Below are 19,647 nucleotides of genomic sequence, written 5' to 3' on the forward strand. Positions count from 1 at the left end.
CACCTACTTTTATTGCAGAATCGACGGTACGAGCAGGTATGAGCTTCCTCGACGAGACGTACCTGCTCGAAACAGCCGCCGCGGAGACGTTGTACGACGCCATCGCGGACCGACCGATCCTCGACCCGCACAATCACGCCGACATCGTCGAGATCGTCGAGAACGACGGCTGGGCGGACATCTGGGAGGTCCAGGGCGCGACCGACCACTACGTCTGGTCGATGATGCGAAAGCGCGGTGTCGACGAAGAGTTGATCACCGGCGACGCGAACAACCGCGAGAAGTGGGACGCCTTCGCGGCGGTCGTCCCCGAGATGGCCGGTAACCCCGTCTACGAGTGGCTCCACCTCGATCTGAAGCGTCGGTTCGGCATCGACGAGCCCGTCTCCGCCGAGACGGCCGACGAGATCTGGGAGGAGACGAAGTCCCAACTCGCCGAGGACGACATGCGTCCGCAGGAACTCCTGCGGGAGATGAACGTCGAGGTGCTGGCGACGACGGACGACCCGGCCGACGACCTCGCGTACCACGAGCGCGCCGAGGTGGAGGTCGAGGGCGTCGACGTCCGGCCGACGTGGCGGGGCGACCGCGCCGTCAACGTCCAGAACGCCGACTTCGACGAGTTCGTCGCGGACCTGGACGACGCGACCGACCGCAACCCCGACGACTTCGACGGCTTCCGCGCGGCGCTGGAAGCGACCCACGACCACTTCGCCGAGCGCGGCTGTGTCGCCTGCGACATCGGCATCCAGGAACCGGTCTCGCGGCCGGTCGGCGACGAGCGCGCCCGGGAGATATTCGACAAGCGCCGCGCTGGCGACCAACTGAGTCAGCGGGAGATCGAGGACTTCCAGGCGTACATGCTGGCGTTCGTGACCGAACTGAACGTCGAGAAAGGCTGGGTGACCCAGCTGCACATGGGCCCTGTCCGCCACTACCGACAGGAGCTCTACGAAGCGATCGGCCCGGCAGCGGGCGGCACCGCGACGACGGGCGAGCTGGATCTCACCGACGGACTGCGCCACCTCGTCAACCGCTTCGACGGCGAGGGGGAGCTTGTCCTCTACGTCGTCGACCCGACGCATTACCCCTCGATCACGACCATCGCGCGGGCGTTCCCGAACGTCAGCGTGGGCCCCGCGTGGTGGTACAACGACAGCCCGTTCGGGATGGACCACCAGCTCGACTACGTCGGTTCGGTCGACCTGCTCGCGAACCACGCCGGCATGGTCAGCGACTCGCGGAAGCTCCTCTCGTTCGACTCCCGCTTCGAGATGTTCCGCCGGACGCTCGCCAACGTCGTCGGGAAGAAAGTCGAGCGCGGCCAGATGCCCCTCGACGTGGCCGAGGACCTCGTCGACCACGTCGCCTACGAACGCCCGAAGGAACTGTACGGGTTCTGAACCGCCGGCGCTGCGGCCCCCGCTCTCCGCGCTTCCGCGACCGTCCCCATTTTTGCCCGTGGCCGAACTGGTCATCGTATGGACCTGGAAGTGCCGACTACGTTCGACGAACGGGACTGGGAGCGACCGGTCGACGGCGGGCCCCTGCGGTTCGCCGTCGTTGGCCTCGGGTGGTTCGGTCCGGATGTCGCGATCCCGGCCATCGCCGAGTCGGACTACTGCGAGACGACGGCCGTCGTCAGTGGCGACCGCAAGAAGGCCGAGCGGGTCGCCGATGAGACGGGCGTCGAGCACGCACTGACCTACGACGACTTCGCGGACGGCGAGGTTGCCGACGCGTACGACGCGGTCTACGTCGTCACGCCCAACGCGCTCCACCTGCCGCACGTTGAGACCGCGGCCGAACTCGGGAAGCACGTCCTCTGCGAGAAACCGCTAGAGGCGACCGCCGACCGCGCCCGACAGTGCGTCGAGGCTTGCGACGAGGCGAGCGTCGAGTTGATGACGGCCTACCGGATGCAGACGACCCGCTCTGTCAGATGGGTCCGCGACGCCGTGCAGGACGGCGCAATCGGCGACCCGGTGCAGGTGCGAGGCGCGTTCGGCTACAACCTGATCGTCGCCGGCGAAGACACGGACCAGTGGCGCCTCGACCCCGATCTCGCGGGGGGCGGCCCGCTGATGGACCTCGGGGTATATCCGCTCAACACCGCGCGGTTCGTCCTCGACGCCGACCCGGTCGCCGTCTACGCCTCGACCGTGGAGGGGCCGCCTGAGTTCGACGGCCTGGAGAAGTACTGCGCGTTCACGATGGAGTTCCCGGACGGGGCGGTCGCCCAGTGCGACACCGGTTACGAGGTCGCGGGTACCAACTACTTCGAGGTCGGCGGCACGCACGGTCGGATCCGCATAGACCGGCCGTTCGACGTCGACGGCGACCGCCGGATCACCGTCGAACGGGAGGGCGAGGAGACGACGGTCGAGGTCGACGAACCGTCGGAGATGGTCGAGGAGTTCGACTACTTCGCGACCGGGGTCCTGATGGACATGGATATCGGTCCTGACGGCGAACACGGTCACTTCGACGTGCGCACGTCGGAGGCAATCTACGAGTCGGCCGAGAGCGGTCGACGAATCGATCTGTAGATGCGACGCGTGGGCGGTTCGCTTCGCGTCGATCCTCCGCCGGTCAGTACGTTTCGAGCGTCTCCTTGATCGCGTGGTAGGCGGGCTTGGGGTCGTTGCCGGCGTCGAACAGCAGCGGGTCGCCGGTCAGCGACTCGAACCAGCTGGAGACCCACGAGTCGGAGTCGCGGACGCCCCAGACGACGAGCGTGTCGACGCCCTCGTCGAGACAGACCTCCGTGATCGCCCGGTAGTACTCGGCCTGCTTCTCCCAGCGCGCGTCCCTGTCGCCGGGGTCGTCTGCGGGCGTGTAGGCCACGTCCATCTCCGTGATCTGCACGTCGAGGCCGAGGTCTCTGAACCGGCGGACGTTCTCGGCGACCGATTCGGGGGCGGGCTTGTCGTGCAGCGCGTGCAACTGGAGCCCGACGCCGTCGATGGGGACGCCGCGGTCGAGCATCCGGGAGACCAGGTCGTAGATGGCGTCGGACTTCTCGTTGACGCCGTCGGCGCCGTAGTCGTTGTAGTACAGATCGGTGTCGGGCGCCACCTCGTCGGCCCACTCGAAGGCCTTGTCGAGGTACTGTTCGCCCATGGCGTTGTACCAGAGGTTGTCCCGCATGGTCCCGTCGTCCGCGACGGCCTCGTTCACGACGTCCCAGGCGTCGACCTTGCTCCGGTAGCGGCCGGCCGTCGTGTGGACGTGGTCGCGCAGGAAGTCTTCGAGCTGGCCGTCCGTGTAGTCCCACTCCTGGAACCACTCGGGCGTCTGGTTGTGCCACGCGAGCGTGTGCGCGCGGGTGGTCTGGTCGTGTTCCCGGCCGAAGTCGACCACCGCGTCGGCGTCGCGGAAGTCGTAGGTGTGCCGGGAGGGGCGGAGCGGCCCCATCTTCAGCGCGTTCTCGGCAGTGACGTAGTTGAACTCGTTGCGGAGGATCTTCTTGTACGAGGCGTCGGTCCGGAGGGGCTCGGCCGCGACGGCGGCGCCGATCTCGAAGTCTCGTTCCGCGGCTACGTCTCGGAGTCTCGGCTCGTCAGCCATACCCCAACAGGTGATTCCGTCCCGGAAAAAGATACCGGGCGAATCCACGGACGCGACAGGAAACCTAAAGATGGACCCGGAAATGAGTAAATCCATGCAGGTCGACACCCTGGGAAGGGAGACGGACGGTCCGCTGTTCGAGGCGGGTGGGAATCGCATCAAACTGCAGGTCCTCGACGAGAACGTCGTCCGCCTGGTGTACACGGCCGGTGAGACGATACCGGACGCCGAGAGCCCGATGGTCGTCGAGCAGGAGTCGAGCGGCGAGTGGGACCTCCTCGAGCGCGAAAGCGAGTTCGAACTCCGCACCGACGAACTGCGCGTCGAACTCGACCGCGAGACCGGCGCGATCACCTGGCGCGAGGCCGACGGCCGGCGCCTCGTGAGCGAGCCCGAGGAGGGGGGAAAGTCCGTCGTCCGCGTGTCGCCCGAGGAACTGACCGTCGGCGACAGCGACGTGGCGACGCCCCGCGAGTCGCTCGACCGCGAGGCGTACTCGACGCGGCTGGATCTGGAGTTCGCCGACGACGAGGCGATCCTCGGTCTCGGCCAGCACGACGACGGCGTCGCGAACTACCGCGGCGAGGAACAGACCCTCTACCAGGGGAACACGAAGGTCGCGATGCCCGCGTTCCTCTCGACGCGCGGGTACGGCATGCTCTGGAACACGGGGTCGACGATGTCCTTCCACGACGACCAGCACGGCTCGTTCGTCTGGACGGAGTGCGACGACGCCCTCGACGTGTTCTTCGTCGCCGGCGAACCCGACGAGGTCATTTCGGGGTTCCGCCAGTTGACCGGCGAGTCGACGATGCTCCCGAAGTGGTCCTACGGGTACGTCCAGTCCAAAGAGCGGTACAAGACGGCCGACGAACTGGTCGAGGTCGTCGACGAGTACCGCGAGCGGGAGATCCCCATCGATTGCATCGTCCAGGACTGGCAGTACTGGCCGGACACGGAGGACCACCACCCGAACTTCGAGGAGTGGGACGGCCCCGAAGGCGACTGGGGACAGTGGGGCCAGAAGTCCTTCCACCCCGATCGGTTCCCCGACCCCTCGGCGATGATGGACGACCTCCACGAGCGGAACGTCCGGCTGATGATCTCCATCTGGCCGAACATGCTCGCCGGCGAGAACTACGACGAGATGAGCGAGGCCGGCCACATCCTCGACGACGAGGACGTGCCGGCGCCGGGCAACGAGCAGCGATACTACGACGCCTTCTCCGAGGAGGCGCGGGACATCTACTGGAACCAGGCGAAGGAAGGCCTGTTCGACCACGGCGTCGACGCGTGGTGGTGTGACTCCACCGAGCCGTACGACCCGACGTGGACGCTACCGACGGCGCCCGAGCCCCACCGCCTCGCCCAGCACACGACGGACGCGTTCAAGCACGTCCTCGACCCCGGATACCTCAACACCTACTCGCTCCACCAGGCGAAGGGGATGTACGAGGGCCAGCGCGCGACGACCGAGGACAAGCGCGTCATCAACCTCACCCGCTCGGGCTATCCGGGCCAGCAGCGCTACGGTGCGATCACGTGGTCGGGCGACATCGAGGCGACCTGGGAGCGCTACCGCACGCAGATCGCCGACGGCCTGCAGTTCACCGCCGCGGGCAACCCCAAGTGGACGCTCGACATCGGCGCGTTCTTCGCCGGTAACGCCGACTACTCGTGGATCATCGACGGCGACTTCGACGAGGGCAACGAGGACGCGGGCTACCGCGAGCTGTACGTCCGCTGGTTCCAGTACGGCGCCTTCTTGCCGCTGTTCCGCTCGCACGGGACCCACACCGCCCGCGAGATGTGGCGCTTCGGCGAACCCGGCGAGCGCACCTTCGACACGCTCGTGAAGTTCGACCGCCTGCGCTACCGCCTCATGCCGTACATCTACTCGCTGGCCGGCTGGGAGACCCACCGCGACTATACGATGTACCGCCACCTCGCCATCGAGTTCCCGGACGACGCCGACGCCCACGAAGTCGGCGATCAGTTCATGTTCGGTCCCTCGCTCATGGTCTGTCCGGTCACCGAACCGATGTACTACGGTCCCGACTCGGAACCGCTCGACGAGAAGGCCGAGGCGCGCGAGGTGTACCTCCCCGAGGGCGTCGACTGGTACGACTTCTGGACGGGCGAGCGCTACGAGGGCGGTCAGACGATCCTCGCCGACGCGCCCCTGGAGAAGGTCCCGCTGTTCGTGAAAGCCGGCAGCGTCGTGCCGATGGGACCGGTCGTCCAGCACACCGGCGAGCGGCCCGACGCCGACTGGGAACTGCGCGTCTATCCCGGCCGCGACGGCGAGTTCGACGTCTACGAGGACGCCGGCGACGGCTACGACTACGAGGACGGCGAGTTCGCGTTCACCCCGATCCGCTGGGACGACGCGGCGAGCGAGCTGACGGTCGAGGACCGCGATGGGTCGTTCCCGGACCTGGTGGATGAGCGCGACTTCGAAATCGTGGTCGTCGGCGAGAATCGCGGCGTGGGGGTCGAGACGGACGCGTCGGAGGACGAGACGGTCACCTACGACGGCACGGAGACGACGGTCGACGTCGACCGCTGACCGGTGGGACTGCGTCGGCGGCCACCGGGCCTCACTCCGGCGACTCGAAGTCGGTGTCGTAGCTGGCCTGGGTCAGACCGGTCATCACCGTCCCGACTGGGATGCTGACGTTGCGGGCGTAATCGAGCGCGCGCTCGTCCGGTCCCGGCCAATCGAAGTCCCGCACGTTGCCCCACGCCCCCGAGATCGACTGGGCGAACACGAAGTCGGGGAGGTAGAAGTTGTAGTACTGGGCGCAGGTGCGATAGAGCTCGTTGATTTCTTCTTCGGACTTGCCGGGCTCGCGGATCGCGTCGACGACGTCGAGCATGTCGACCTCGCGGCCGTTCTCCAGGTCCGGGTCGATGCCGGCCTCGTCGGGCGCGTCGATGGACCCGACTTCCTCGGGGAGTTCGACGACGACGGGCTTGTTCTGCGTGTCCCGCTCGTCGTCCTCGGTGAGGCGAAACACGCTGCCGGCGGAGGGGCTGCCGCCAAGCAGCGCCTCGCCCCACCACGCGCCGCGGTCGTTGTACTTGCCGAACACCGTCGCCGTGTCCGACCAGAAGATCGACGTGTCGAAGTTGAGGCCGTCGCCCTCCGGGTTGAGGTTGTTCGACCACGTCGAGAACCCCTGCGAGGAGAAGTTGACGCCGAAACCCCACCCCGAGAGGTTCGCCTTGATCGACTGGGCCGCCTGGACGTAGCTCGTGTCGTTCGACGGGGCGATGAGGTCGATGGACGCCGCGTTGCCGTTGGGGTCGACCCACTGACCGCCCTGGCGCGAGTAGCCCGCGTTCTGCATGTACTGGGTCGCGGTTTCGAGGTTCTGAGCACGCGAGTAGGTGTGGAGGCTGTCCAGAAAGTCCGAGGAGAACGTGCTCTCGGACTCGGCGTCCATCAGGAACGTGTCGTAGGTGGTGGTCCGGCCGGTCTGCTTGCCCCAGCCGTTGGCGACGACCGCGTTCCAGTCGACCGCTTCGACGAGCGCGCGGCGAACCCACAGCCGCTGGAGGTGGGGGTCGTGCCAGTTCATCAGCCACTGGGTCCCGAGCGTGGCGTTGAGCCACCGGGTCAGCTCCTGCGCGTGGTCGGGAAGGGTCTCGCGGTTGTAGTCCGCCGTCGGCGCGACGATGCCACCGTTGATGTCGATGTCGCCGTTCGACGCGAGCGTCTGGCGGCGCGAGGACTCCGCCCAGAGCAGCTCCAGGTTCTCGACGTTCGTGTGGCCGGCGTTGGGGTGTTCGTCGTCGAGGCGGAGCGTGACGGATTCCGAGCCGATGTCGTCCACGGATTGGAGGACGTACATCCCTGACCCCCACCCTTCCTCGCTGATGCGCTGGAGCGAGACGCGGTCGCTCGTCAGGTCGTCACTGATCGACCCGACCTCGTCGGAGGAGCCGGCGTCCCGGAACCGTTCGAGGTACGGTTCCGTGTAGTCGGGGTGGAGCGGCGGGTTGAACAGCAGCCCCTTGGCCTGGGCTTCGAGGACCGGTTTCGCGACCGGGTTCTCGTCCTGTTCGGGCACGTCGCCCTTGTCGAACCAGCCGTGGCGGGTCCACTGGTCTTCGGCTTCCTCGTTGAACGTCTCGCCCTCTGTGAACTTGTTGCCGTTGAAGAACCACGCGACGTGGTTGTGCGTGACCAGCGTGGGCGCGTCGTAGGGGTCGCCGTTCCAGAACGACGCCCGGTCGTCGAGGTGGTGGCGCCAGTCGTAGGGCTCTTCGACAGTCCAGTCCTCGATCCACGTCATCAACTCGACTTCCTCGTGGTCCGGTTTGTGCGGCGTCGGAACCGTCGTCCCGCTGTAGGCGTTCTCCGGCGTGTGGACGTTCGTGAGTCCGTTCAGTTCCGACATCCAGTTGTCGCCGGTGGTGTTGTCCTGGGGCGTCCACGGGTTCCAGTTGAACACGTCCGGCGAGTTGCCGACTGCGACCCGGATCGTGTCCCGAACCGCCTGGCGGTCGGTCGCCGTCCCGGCGTCGGACTCCTCGGTCGGCGTCCCGCCGTCCCCGCCGTCCCGGCTGTCGGCGCCTGACACGTCGCTCTCCGTCGCGTCGCCGTCGTCTGCGTCGCCGGGGTCCGTCGCGGTGTCTCCGCTGCCGCTCGGACATCCCGCCAGAGCGACCGATCCCATTCCGGCCAGTATCTGCGCGCACCGGCGTCGTGATAGGCTCTCTGCGTGGCTATTGTCATCTCTCCGCATGGATCGGAAATCCCATTGGACTAATTTCAACTTTTCTGAATAAATGTGATATATGATCTGCATTCCGCGGGTGGGCGATGACTGCCGGGAGACGGACGCAGCAGTGTGACTCGCCCGGCAATGACACCGATGGATACCCCTCGCAGATTCGAGTGGCGGATCGTGTCTGAATCGGCACGTATCGTTCATATATATGGATCTGACGCCGTCTGCGGCGGTATCTGCTTGATGAATAAAAATGAGTAACTTGCAGACATGCAGACATGTGCCCGGACATGGAACGACGAAGGTTCCTGCGTTCCGGCCTCGCCGCGACGGTCGCGGCCGGCCTCGCAGGGTGTCCGGGTGGAGAGGGTGAATCGACTACGAACGACGGCGGCGGCGAGACGGATTCGCCGACAGACACACCGACGGAAACGCCGGCTGCGGAGCCGACCGACACGCCCGCGGAGGGCACGGAGTCGGAGACAGACGCGGGGACCGAGACGGACTCGGCCCCGGCGGAACTCCCGCGGCTCCGAACGGACGGAAACTGGGTCGTCACCGAGGACGGCGAGCGGTTCACGCCGCGGGGCGCGAACCTGATCGAGCCGCTGTTCGGCGACCAGAACGAGCGAAACCGGGGTGGGACCTACATGGACACGCTCGAACTGGCGACCGACACGGCCGACGCGTGGTACAACAACATTCTTCGACTCCCGCTCTCGAACTACGCGATCGACCAGCTCGGCTACGAGGAGTACGCGACCCAGTACGTCGACCCGACGGTCGAGCACTGCAAGGAACAGGGCGTCTACCTGATCGTCGACTACCACATCATCCAGAACTGGGACGACGAGTCCGTTCACGAGGACGTCCGGGAGTTCTGGGACTTCTTCGCCTCGCGGTACGCCGACGAGCCCCACGTCCTCTACGAGTTCTGGAACGAACCACAGGAGCCGGCCGCGGACACGCTGGAGAACTGGAACGCCTGGAAGGAGGTCGCGCAGCCGCTGGTCGACCGCATCCGGGAGGACGCGCCCGACACGCCGATCATCGTCGGCTCGCCCAACTGGACCTCGCTCACGAAGTACGCGGCCGAGAGCCCCTTCGAGGGCGAGAACCTGATCTACGCCGGGCACATCTACCCCGGCGACGGGACGAGCGCCGAGGTCTTCGAGGAAGACTACGGCGCGCCCGCCGACGAGGTGCCGGTGATGATAACCGAGTGGGGCTTCGACGCCATCGACGACGTCCAGCCGGGGACGCGCTCGAACTTCGGCGAACCGTTCAAGGAGTGGCTGAACGGTCGCGAGAACGTCGGCTGGACCGCCTGGTGTCTCGACTCGCACTGGCACCCGACGATGCTCGACTTCGACCACAACGTCACCGGCGGCGAGCTGTATCACGGCCACTTCGTCAAGCAGTGGCTGGCCGAGACCCGCGATGAGAACGTCCCTGACGCCGTCGCCCGCGACGGCGCCGAGTACGAGGGACCGAGCGACACCGACGCGCCACCGACCCCGGAGAACCTCGAACTCACCGAGAACGCCGACGGCACGGTGACCCTCGCGTGGGACCAGGTCGTCGACGAGGAGACCCAGGTCATGCACTACAACGTCTTCGTCAACGGCGAACTGCGCCAGCAGATCGACACGATCGGCCTGCTGAACGATGCAGACGCCGAGAACGCCTTCGACGCCGAGGACCTGCGCTTCGAGACGACGCTCGAAGGGTTCACGCCCGGCGAGACGTACAAGATCCACATGAGCGCCGTCGACAGCCTCAGCAACGAGTCGGTCATCAGTCGGATCAAGACCCACAGCGTCTCCGGTGAGGTCGAGATCGCCGCGGAGATCCCGCGCGCCGAGTCCGAACCGAGCGTCGACGGTGAACTCGACGACTCGTGGGAGAGCGAGCGCAACGACTTCCAGCACGCAGTCATGGGCGACCCGGAGGAGTCCGACCTCAGCGGCGGCTGGCGCGCCCGCTGGGACGACGACGCGCTGTACCTCCACGTCGACGTGGTCGACGACCGGAAGTCCGTCGACTCCTCGGAGCTGTACAACGACGACTCGATCGAGGTGTACGTCGACGCCGACTACTCGCACCTGCCGAGCTACGACAGCGAGAACGACTTCCAGATCGTCGCCGCGCGCGGCGCGGACGGCGTCTCGGCGGGCGTCCTGCCGACCGAACTCGACCCCGAGATGGCGTGGAACGAAACCGACGACGGCTACGAACTGGAACTCGCCTTCGCGTGGTCGAACCTCGCCCCCGACCAGACGGTCGAGGCCGGCCACGTCCTCGGGTTCGACGTCCACGTCAACGACGACGACACCGGCGGCGACAGGGACAAGAAGCTGACCTGGTTCAACGAGCAGGACGACTCCTGGGAGAACCCCTCGGCATTCGCCGCCGTCGAACTCGTCGAGTAACCGAGGCCACGCGGTTCGGCCCGGCCCGATCGCTCGCCGTTCGGTGCGCGGTCGCCGTCCGGTTGACCAAGGGGATCGCGCGGTCGTTCGATCGAGCCGAACGGCTCCGTCCAGTTTTGCCGCTTGCCGAACCAGAAAGGCTTCGGGAGGCGAGGGTGTGAACATGACAGACACGCGCGTCACGGTCTGGAACGAGTTCGTCCACGAGCAGGAGAACGACACCGTCTCGGAGATCTACCCCGACGGCATCCACGGGACGATCGCCGACGCGCTCGCCGAGCGCGGGTTCGACACCGAGACGGCGACCCTGCAGGAACCCGAACACGGGCTCACCGAGGACGTCCTCGACGAGACGGACGTCCTGACGTGGTGGGGCCACGCCGCCCACGACGAGGTCGACGACGAGATCGTCGAGCGCGTCAAGGAACACGTCCTCGACGGGATGGGCCTGATCGTCCTCCACTCGGCGCACTTCTCGAAGATCTTCCGGGAGCTGATGGGGACGACCTGCGCGCTCAAGTGGCGCGAGGCCGCCGAGCGCGAGCGACTGTGGGTCATCGAGCCGAGCCACCCCATCGCCGAGGGGATCGACGACTGCATCGAACTGGAGGAGGCCGAGATGTACGGCGAACGCTTCGACGTGCCCCAGCCGGAGACGCTGGTGTTCAACTCCTGGTTCGAGGGCGGCGAGGTGTTCCGTTCGGGCTGTACCTACCGCCGCGGCGACGGCCGCGTCTTCTACTTCCGACCTGGCCACGAGACGTACCCGGTGTATCACGACGAGGAGATCCAGCGGGTCCTCGCCAACGCCGTCGAGTGGGCCGCGCCGAGCGACGAGCGCGCGACCTACAGCCAGGGCAACGCCGAGCCCCGCGAGGACATCGACACGAGCGACGACCGAACCGTCCACTGACCGGACTGAGCGGATCGTCTCGAACGCGGTCGAGAACCGACGTCCGGCCGACGTCTCAGTTCTCGACCGTCGGCGGCGTCAGGTCCTCCTCGTCGTCCTCGTCTTCTTCCTCGTCGTCATCCTCGTACTGCGGCGCGATCCGCCACTTGAAGTAGGCGGTCCAGCCGATCGACGTGGCGCCGAAGACGGCCACGACGAAGGGCGTGATTTCCGGATTCCCTGGCGTCGAGAGCCAGAGCGCGCTGACCATCACCCCGAAGGTGTAGACGAGCACCGCACCGTCCTGAGACGTGAGTTCCATGTCCCCCACTTCGCCCGCGGGGCCATAGAACTGGCGCTCGTTGTCGGCGCCGCACCCGGCCGTGGTGTGGTAACGTTTAACTCCCGGCAGAGTGCCTTGTGCACGTATGCACAGGACTTCCGAGACGACGACGGAACGACGGCGGCGGACGCTGGACGGGCCGTGGGAGTTCGTCACGGACCCCGACGACGAGGGACGCGAAGCCGGCTACCACGAGGAGTTCCCGAGCGAGGACGCCGACCGGGTCGCGGTCCCGAGTTCCTGGGAAGCGCGGACGGAGTACGCCGACTACGTCGGGCCGGCGTGGTACCGCCGGAGGTTCGACCTCGTCGACCCGGGATCGGTTCAGCTCACCTTCCACGCCGTCGCCCGCGAGGCGACCGTCTACCTCGACGGCGAGGAGCTGACGAGCCACGTGGGCGGATTCACGCCGTTCACCGCGCTGGCGCGAGACCTCGACGCCGGCGAGCACGAACTGGTCGTCCGCGCGGACAACACCCACACCGAGACGACCGTCCCGCACGACGACGTGGACTGGTTCCCCCACGGCGGGATCTACCGCGAGGTCGTCGTCGAGACCGTGCCGGACGTCTTCGTCCGCGACCTCGCGCTGGAGTACGAACTGGCGGGCGACGCGGTGACGGTCGAGGCGGAAGTCACGCTCAACAACCTCGGTCCGCGACCCGCGGAACCCGAACTCGCCGTCTCCGTCGGCGAGGAGACCGTCGCCGAGCCCGTCACCGTCGAGGGAATGGACGCTCAAACGGCGACGCTGACGCTCGAACTCGACGACGTGGACCGCTGGACCCTCGACGACCCGACGCTGTACGACGTTGAAGCCAGGATTCGAGGAGCCCACGGCGACGACAGCGAGGGCGAACCGTTCGCCGACGACCTCCGCGACCGCATCGGGTTCCGCGAGGTCGACGTCGACGGTCGGGACATTCTGCTCAACGGCGAACCGGTGTCGATCGCGGGTGTCAACCGCCACGAGGACCACCCCGACTGGGGCGCTGCCCAGCCGTTGCGGATCCAGCGACAGGACCTGGACATCATCCAGCGGGCCGGCTGTAACGCGGTCCGCTGCTCACACTACCCGAACCACCCGCGATTCCTCGATCTGTGCGACGAGGAAGGCGTCCTCGTCATCGAGGAGATTCCGCTCTGGCAGGTCGACGAGTCCGCGATGACCGGCTGTGAGGAGCAGGGACAGCGCACCCTCGTCGAGATGGTCGAGCGGGACCGCCACCACCCGTCGATCGTCGCCTGGAGCCTCTCGAACGAGTGTTCCAACGAGCAGCGGACCGTCGCCGATGCGACGCGCCAGCTCGCTGAAACCGCCGACGGGCTCGACGACTCCCGGCTGGTCACCGTCGCGTCCAACACCGACTGGGAGGGCGGGACCGACCGCGTCTTCCAGTACTGCGATTTCCTCTGCGTGAACGCGTACTGGGGCTGGTACCGCGACGACGGCGACTGGGCGGCCCATCTCGACCGGATCGAGGAGTCGTACGGCGAGAAGCCGATCGTCGTCTCCGAGTTCGGCGCCGGTGCCGTCCCAGGCGATCGGACTCACGCGGCCCGGAAGTGGTCCGAGACGTACCAGGCCGACCTGATCGCCGAGTGCGTCGAACTGTTCCGGGAGCGCGAGAGCGTCGCCGGGTTCACCGTCTGGCAGTTCTGCGACACGCTCGGGAACCCCGACCACGCGATGACCCGGCCCCGGTCGCGGAACAACAAGGGGATCGTCACCGAGTACCGCCGACCGAAAGACGCCTACTGGACCCTCGTCGACCTGCTCGACGGCGGACGATAGCGCGACTGGCACCCCGTTTGTCTCTCCCGTTCTGCCCGTTCGTGAGGTCCATCGCCCTCTCGTTGTTTCCCCCGTCGAGTACGTTCCTGACGCCTGTTCGTTCCCAGTCGGACGAACAGCTCCGCGATTCCGAGCCCGATCCATTGTGAGAGATAGAGAACGCCGATCTGTATTACGTAGGGCCGAACGCAACGGCATCGTCGGTATTACATCCGTAATCTTGTAATCACACCGACGCTGGATCTCTTCATGCCCGTGAATGACTATCGAATTCGATGCCCGAATGTAGCGAAATATTCGACGTTCAGCCGGCAACGCGGAACTCCCCTGCGTCCGGTCGCGACTCCGTACGGACGGATTACCGAGACCGTCGGAAGACGGATCCCTGGCAGCCGGTACTGGCTCTAGAGTTCGTGCCGTTCTGTCATTTTGGGAAGTATGCCATCTATAGAAAACGGTAATGATTGCGTAAGAACGGGGGTGAGTATGAGGTCCAGGTAGTTCGCCTGAGCGGGACGTCCCCGCGGGTGGACGGAACTGCCGGTCGGACAGTGTGCCACTCCGTTCGGGAAGTTCGATCGGCACTCTCCCCACTCCCCGAACGTGTGGTCAGGACGCGTCGGCCTCGGGCGTCAGCGCGCCGGATTCGACCATCGACTCCAGCGGATTGTCGTCGATCTCCAGTGGGAAGTCGACTCGGCCGCGGCGCCGGCTCGACTCCCAGGCGCCGAAGATCAGCGCCGTGCCGACGAGGGCGTTTCGGGCGCACAGCTCCGAGGGATCGCCCGTCTCGACGCCCTCGACGACGTCGACGATCGCGCGTCGGATGCAGTCGCTGCCGTGGACGCCCTCGTCACAGGCGACGGACTCCCAGCCCTCGCCGTCGCGACGGATTCGCAGCGGCTCAGAGGCGGCGACGCCCCCGGGGCCGACTTCGATGACGCCGTCGCTCCCGATCAGTCGGTTGTGACAGGAGACGGTCTCGGCGCCGACTCCTGTGGTCGCGAGGCCGGTGACGCCGTTCTCGTAGCGCCACTGGACGACGGCGTGGTTCTCGTTGTGCGCGCCGAAGAGGACGTCTTCCTCGCGGTAGTCGACGTTCGCGAGCACCCACTCCGCGTCGACCTCGTCGTTGTAGTACGAACAGAGGTCGAACGAGTGGCTGCCGTAGTCGTAGACGTTGGGGGCGGAGAACTCGACGCGTTCGAGGTCGCCGATCTCCCCGTCGTCGAGGAGTTCCTTCGCCCGGCGGAACGGCTCGCCGAAGCGGCGCTGGTGGTTAAAGGTGAGCTGGACGCCGTGCTCGTCCGCTTCATCTGCCATCGCGCGTGCCTCGCCCCACGTGTGCGCCATCGGCTTCTCGCAGTGGACCGCCTCGACGACGCCGCTCCGGATACACCCGATCGAGATGTCCGCGTGGATGGCCGGCGGGACGGTCACGCTGACGACGTCGGGTTCCACCGCGTCGAGCATCGCCTCGTAGTCCTCGAAGACGGCCTCGTCGCCGATCCCGTACTCGTCGGCGAACGCCCGGGCGTTCTCCGGGACGATGTCCGCGACCGCGACCAGGTCGACGTCGTCGACGGCCTCGTAGGCGTCGGCGTGGCGATACCCCATCGCGTAGCCGTCGCCGCTGGGGTTGTCAGGGTCCGGTCCGGCACCGACGACTGCAGCTGTCAGCGTCATGGGCTACGGAGTCACAGGACCGCGAAAAAGGTGCCGTCGCGAGCGAATCCTGCCGGATTCGTCTTCGAAGCCGGTGTCGACCGGTCTCGGGTGGTCTCAGACCTCGATCCACTCGCCGGCGGCGTCGGACTCCTCGATGGCGCTGAGCAGTTCCTGGACGCGGTAGCCGTCCTCGAACGACGGCGAGTGGTCCTCGCCGGCGACCGCAGCCGAGAGGAACTCGTAGTTCTCGTGGACGAACGTGTGCTCCCAGCCGATGACGTGACCGACGGGCCACCAGTGCTCCATGTACGGGTCGTCGGCCTCCGTCACGTTGATCGTCTGGAACCCTCGGTCGCCTTCGAGGAGGAGTTCGAGTTCGTTCAGCCGTTCGAGCGAGAACTTCAGGCTCCCCTTCGAGCCGTTGATCTCGACGCTGTGGTCGTTCTTGCAGCCCGTCGCGAACCGCGAGGCCTCGTAGGTGGCGACGGCGCCGTTCTCGAACTCGGCCTGGGCGGTGTAGGCGTCGTCGACCGTCACCTCGCGGGTCTCGGTCGAGTCGCCGCCCTCGCCCTGGAGCGAGCCGTCGTCGCCGCCGGGGACGGGCCGCTCGTCGACGAAGGTCTGCAGCTGCCCGGACAAGCGGGTGATATCGCCGGCTCGGTCACCGACGAGGAAGCGGGTCAGGTCGATGGTGTGGGCACCCAGGTCGCCGAGCGCGCCCGATCCCGCCAGTTCCTTCGAGTTACGCCAGCTCCAGGGCGCCTCGGGGTCGACCAACCAGTCCTGGAGGTACTTCCCACGGACGTGGTGGATCTCGCCGAGCTCGCCCGCGTCGATCAGGTTCTTGGCGTACTGGATCGCTGGGATGAACCGGTAGTTGAAGGCGATACCGGCGGTCGCCGCCGAGTCGCGCGCGGCGTCGCGCATCCGCTCGGCGTCTTCGAGCGTGTGCGCGAGCGGCTTCTCGCAGAAGACGTGCGTGTCGGCTTCCAGCGCGGCGATCGACGGGTCCGCGTGGATGTTGTTCGGCCCGAGGTTGTAGAACACGTCGACCTCGTCGACGACGTCCTCCCAGTCGGTGGCGTAACGTTCGAAGCCGAGCCGGTCTGCCGCCTCGGCGAGGGCTTCCTCGTCGCGCCCGACGATGACCTCGCGCTCGACCTCCGGCGCCTCCGGGAAGAACATCGGGAGGCGAGCCAGCGCGTTGGCGTGGGCCTTGCCCATGAAGCGGTACCCGAGCACGCCGACGGAGAGTGGTTCCTCGCTCATCGTTTAGGCCCAGTAGGCGTCGCCGGGGGTGGTCTCGAAGACGGAGCGCTGGAGCACGTCGATGGCCTTCTCCAGGCCCTCGTTCGGGGAGGTGAGCGAGTCCTCGTGCTCGATAGAGAGGGCGCCGTCGTAGTCGATCATCCGCAGCGTCGAGACGACGTCCTTCCAGAACTCCTCCCCGTGACCGTAGCCGATGGAGCGGAACAGCCACGAGCGATCGGGTTCTTCGGTGTACGGTTCGGTGTCGAGGACGCCCTTCACGCGGCTGTTGGCCTCGTAGACCTTCGTGTCCTTGGCGTGGAAGTGGTGGATCGCGTCCTCCTCGCCGAGGAAGCGGATGGCCTCGGTGATGTCGATACCCTGCCAGAACAGGTGCGAGGGGTCGAAGTTCGCGCCGATGTACTCGTTCGTGCGCTCGCGGAGTTCGAGCATCCCGGTCGGCTCGTAGACGAGCATGTTCGGGTGCATCTCGATGCCGACCTTCACGTCGTGGTCGGCCGCGTGTTCGGCGAGGTCGGACCAGTACTCTTCGGCGACTTCCCACTGGTACTCGTGGGCCTCGTGGTGCTCGTTGGGCCAGGGCGCCGTGATCCAGTTGGGCGTCTCGTCGTTCGGTCCGCCGGCTGGCAGGCCGGAGAAGCAGGTCACGGCGTCGACGCCGAGCTGGTCGGCCAGCGTGATGGCCTCCCGGAGTTCGGTGTCGGCGCGCTCGGCCCGCTCGTCGTCGGGGTGGAGCGGGTTGTTGTGCGTCGCGAGCGCGGACGCGTAGAGGTCGTACTCGTCGAGCAGGTCCCGCAGTTCGGCCTGTGCCTCGTCGTCGTCGAGGTACTCCTCGCGGGGGAGGTGGTCGTCGCCGACGAACCCGCCACAGCCCAGTTCGACCGCGTCGACCCCCTGCTCCGAGAGGTACGCGAACGCGTCTTCGAGCGATTCGCCGCCGAGTGCCACGGTCAGCACACCTACGTCCATGTTTGTTCACCTCTCTCGAACGCTCAAAAACTCTTGCGGTGCCGGTACCCCTCGCCGCTGGCACCGCGAGAGGGGGCGACCGCGACCACTCGCCCGAACCGCGTTCGGGAGTCACGCCCGGCACACTTAAATACTGCCTGTCCAACAGACCGTACAGAGTATGAGATACTTCCGAGTGACGCGGGGGAACGACCAGCGGCTGGTAGCGTCCGACGGAGAGACGGCCTACGACCTGACGAGCGCGTCGGGCGGCCCCGCGACAGTCGGGGAGTTGCTCGCGAGCGCCGACGAGACGCGACAGGGCCTCGACGAGAGCGCCCAGGCGTACCTCGACGACGCCGAACCGATCGAGTTCGACGGCGACGACGTCGTCCTGCCCGTCGAACCGCCCGAGGTCTGGGCCTCGGGCGTCACCTACCAGATCAGCGAGGAAGCGCGCCAGGAGGAGAGCGACAAACCCGACGTGTACATCGACGTCTACGAGAGCGAACGCCCGGAGATCTTCTTCAAGGCGACGCCGAGCCGGACGGTCGGCCCCGACGAGGCCGTCGGCATCCGGGCCGACTCCACCTGGGACACGCCCGAGCCCGAACTCGGCGTCGTCCTCTACGACGGCGAGATGGTCGGGTTCACTATCGGGAACGACATGAGCAGCCGCTCCATCGAGGGCGAGAACCCGCTGTATCTCCCCCAGGCCAAGGTCTACGACCGCTGCTGTTCGCTCGGCCCCTGCGTCGTCTCCCGCGCTGAAGTCGACGACCCCCACGATCTGGAGATGACGATGCAGATCCACCGCGACGGCGAGGTCGCCTACGAGGGAACCACGAACACTGGCGAGATGGTCCGCACGTGCGAGGAGCTCACCTCCTACCTGACCCGGCACAACGTCGTCCCGGAGCTGACTGTTCTGTTGACCGGAACGGCGCTTGTCCCCGAGGGCGATTTCACCCTCCGCGAGGGCGACGAGGTCGAGATCGACATCGAGGGGATCGGTACGCTTACTAACCCAGTGACGACCGTCTGACGCTGCGAGGGATTTTCTCGGAGGCGAGTGAATATCTGAACGGTCGTTTGCGATTGCAGAACGATTAAGACAGCGGGGTGTCTCTCGCTCGATATGGCGCAGTCCGCGCGAAACACGGTAAAGTCGGTCGAACGAACGTTTCGGATCATCGGCGGCCTCCAGGAGCTCGGCGGGGCGGGAGTGACGGAGCTGTCGACGCACCTCGACCTCCCGAAGAGCACCGTCCACAACTACCTGAGCACGCTCGAACAGGAGGCGTACGTCGTCAAGGTCGACGACCAGTACCGCATCGGCCTGCGGTTCCTCGAACACGGCGCGTACGCCCGCAACCAGTCGCAGATCTTCGAGATCGCCCGCCCCGAACTCGACCGCCTCGCGAACGAGACGGGCGAACTCTGCAACCTCCTCGTCGAGGAGCACGGCAAGGGGACCTACCTCTACCGGACCCGCGGCGAGAACGCGGTCCGCGTGAAGGAGCACGTCGGCAACCGCGTCTGCCTGCACAGCACGGCCCTCGGCAAGGCGATCCTCGCGCACCTATCCGAGGAGCGCGTCGACGAAATAATCGAGCGTCACGGCCTGCCAGCAACCACCGACCGGACCGTCACCGACCGCGACGAACTGTCCGAGACGCTCGCCGAGATCCGCGAGCGCGGCGTCGCGTTCGACGACGAGGAACGCCTGTCCGGACTGCGCTGCGTCGCCGCGCCGGTCCTCAGTAACGACGACCGCGTCCTCGGCGCGATCAGCGTCTCCGGCCCGTCCCACCGCTTCGAGAACGAACGCTTCCGCGAGGAACTCCCGAAGCGAGTCCTCGAGACCGCGAACGTCCTCGAACTGAACGTCACGTACTCGTAGCGGCACCGCCCGCGCCGTCGACGTCCAGCGCGAGCGATCTAATGGCCCACCACCGACTCCGGTTCCGACCCACCGGTCGGACTGCGCC

General features: G+C 66.7%; 14 protein-coding genes. 8 read left to right on the forward strand and 6 right to left on the reverse strand.

Annotated features, from left to right (window positions below):
- Positions 1-38 precede the first annotated feature (38 nt).
- Complete coding sequence (gene uxaC, locus ACMGFH_RS06005) at positions 39-1,403, forward strand: glucuronate isomerase (protein ID WP_415381924.1); 1,365 nt, start codon at positions 39-41, stop codon at positions 1,401-1,403.
- 78 nt (positions 1,404-1,481) lie between these two features.
- Positions 1,482-2,549, forward strand: a complete 1,068-nt coding sequence (gfo6, locus tag ACMGFH_RS06010; RefSeq protein WP_415381925.1) for a D-xylose 1-dehydrogenase Gfo6 — start codon at positions 1,482-1,484, stop codon at positions 2,547-2,549.
- A 43-nt stretch (positions 2,550-2,592) separates the two neighbouring features.
- On the opposite strand, the gene ACMGFH_RS06015 is transcribed toward gfo6, so the two are convergent.
- Positions 2,593-3,570: an endo-1,4-beta-xylanase gene (locus ACMGFH_RS06015; RefSeq protein ID WP_415381927.1), complete on the reverse strand. Its 978-nt coding sequence runs from the start codon at positions 3,568-3,570 to the stop codon at positions 2,593-2,595.
- Between the two features lie 94 nt (positions 3,571-3,664).
- Between ACMGFH_RS06015 and ACMGFH_RS06020 the strand changes: the two genes are divergently transcribed.
- The gene (locus ACMGFH_RS06020) at positions 3,665-6,139 is read left to right on the forward strand and encodes a TIM-barrel domain-containing protein (protein WP_415381929.1); all 2,475 of its coding nucleotides are present in this window, start codon (positions 3,665-3,667) and stop codon (positions 6,137-6,139) included.
- 31 nt (positions 6,140-6,170) lie between these two features.
- Here ACMGFH_RS06020 and ACMGFH_RS06025 read toward each other — a convergent pair whose 3' ends face one another.
- Positions 6,171-8,255 carry an ABC transporter substrate-binding protein gene (locus ACMGFH_RS06025; protein WP_415381931.1) on the reverse strand — a complete coding sequence of 695 codons (2,085 nt, stop codon included), beginning with the start codon at positions 8,253-8,255 and terminating at the stop codon, positions 6,171-6,173.
- Between the two features lie 344 nt (positions 8,256-8,599).
- Between ACMGFH_RS06025 and ACMGFH_RS06030 the strand changes: the two genes are divergently transcribed.
- Both ACMGFH_RS06030 and ACMGFH_RS06035 read left to right on the forward strand, forming a co-directional pair.
- Positions 8,600-10,741: a sugar-binding protein gene (locus ACMGFH_RS06030; RefSeq protein WP_415381933.1), complete on the forward strand. Its 2,142-nt coding sequence runs from the start codon at positions 8,600-8,602 to the stop codon at positions 10,739-10,741.
- A gap of 163 nt (positions 10,742-10,904) precedes the next feature.
- A complete protein-coding gene (locus ACMGFH_RS06035; protein WP_415381934.1) occupies positions 10,905-11,654 on the forward strand; it encodes a ThuA domain-containing protein in 750 nt (249 codons plus the stop codon).
- Between the two features lie 55 nt (positions 11,655-11,709).
- On the opposite strand, the gene ACMGFH_RS06040 is transcribed toward ACMGFH_RS06035, so the two are convergent.
- On the reverse strand, positions 11,710-11,955 hold the full coding sequence (locus ACMGFH_RS06040) for a hypothetical protein (protein WP_415381936.1): 246 nt from the start codon (positions 11,953-11,955) through the stop codon (positions 11,710-11,712).
- A 106-nt stretch (positions 11,956-12,061) separates the two neighbouring features.
- Here ACMGFH_RS06040 and ACMGFH_RS06045 point away from each other — a divergent pair, with 106 nt between their 5' ends.
- Positions 12,062-13,771 (forward strand): glycoside hydrolase family 2 protein, encoded by a 1,710-nt coding sequence (locus ACMGFH_RS06045; RefSeq protein WP_415381937.1) that lies wholly within the window; start codon positions 12,062-12,064, stop codon positions 13,769-13,771.
- A gap of 609 nt (positions 13,772-14,380) precedes the next feature.
- Here the strand turns inward: ACMGFH_RS06045 and ACMGFH_RS06050 are convergent.
- The 3 genes from ACMGFH_RS06050 to ACMGFH_RS06060 all read right to left on the reverse strand — a co-directional run bounded on the left by ACMGFH_RS06050 (position 14,381) and on the right by ACMGFH_RS06060 (position 17,677).
- Complete coding sequence (locus tag ACMGFH_RS06050; RefSeq protein ID WP_415381938.1) at positions 14,381-15,457, reverse strand: Gfo/Idh/MocA family protein; 1,077 nt, start codon at positions 15,455-15,457, stop codon at positions 14,381-14,383.
- 96 nt (positions 15,458-15,553) lie between these two features.
- Entirely contained in the window at positions 15,554-16,708 is a 1,155-nt protein-coding gene (locus tag ACMGFH_RS06055) for a Gfo/Idh/MocA family protein (RefSeq protein ID WP_415381940.1), read from the reverse strand.
- Positions 16,709-16,711: 3 nt separating this feature from the next.
- Positions 16,712-17,677, reverse strand: a complete 966-nt coding sequence (locus tag ACMGFH_RS06060) for a sugar phosphate isomerase/epimerase family protein (RefSeq protein WP_415381941.1) — start codon at positions 17,675-17,677, stop codon at positions 16,712-16,714.
- A gap of 160 nt (positions 17,678-17,837) precedes the next feature.
- Here ACMGFH_RS06060 and ACMGFH_RS06065 point away from each other — a divergent pair, with 160 nt between their 5' ends.
- Complete coding sequence (locus ACMGFH_RS06065; protein WP_415381943.1) at positions 17,838-18,701, forward strand: fumarylacetoacetate hydrolase family protein; 864 nt, start codon at positions 17,838-17,840, stop codon at positions 18,699-18,701.
- Between the two features lie 93 nt (positions 18,702-18,794).
- Entirely contained in the window at positions 18,795-19,559 is a 765-nt protein-coding gene (locus ACMGFH_RS06070; RefSeq protein ID WP_415381945.1) for an IclR family transcriptional regulator, read from the forward strand.
- Positions 19,560-19,647: the final 88 nt, after the last annotated feature.

The organism is Halosimplex rarum (assembly GCF_047715405.1).
GTDB classification, from domain to species: domain Archaea; phylum Halobacteriota; class Halobacteria; order Halobacteriales; family Haloarculaceae; genus Halosimplex; species Halosimplex rarum.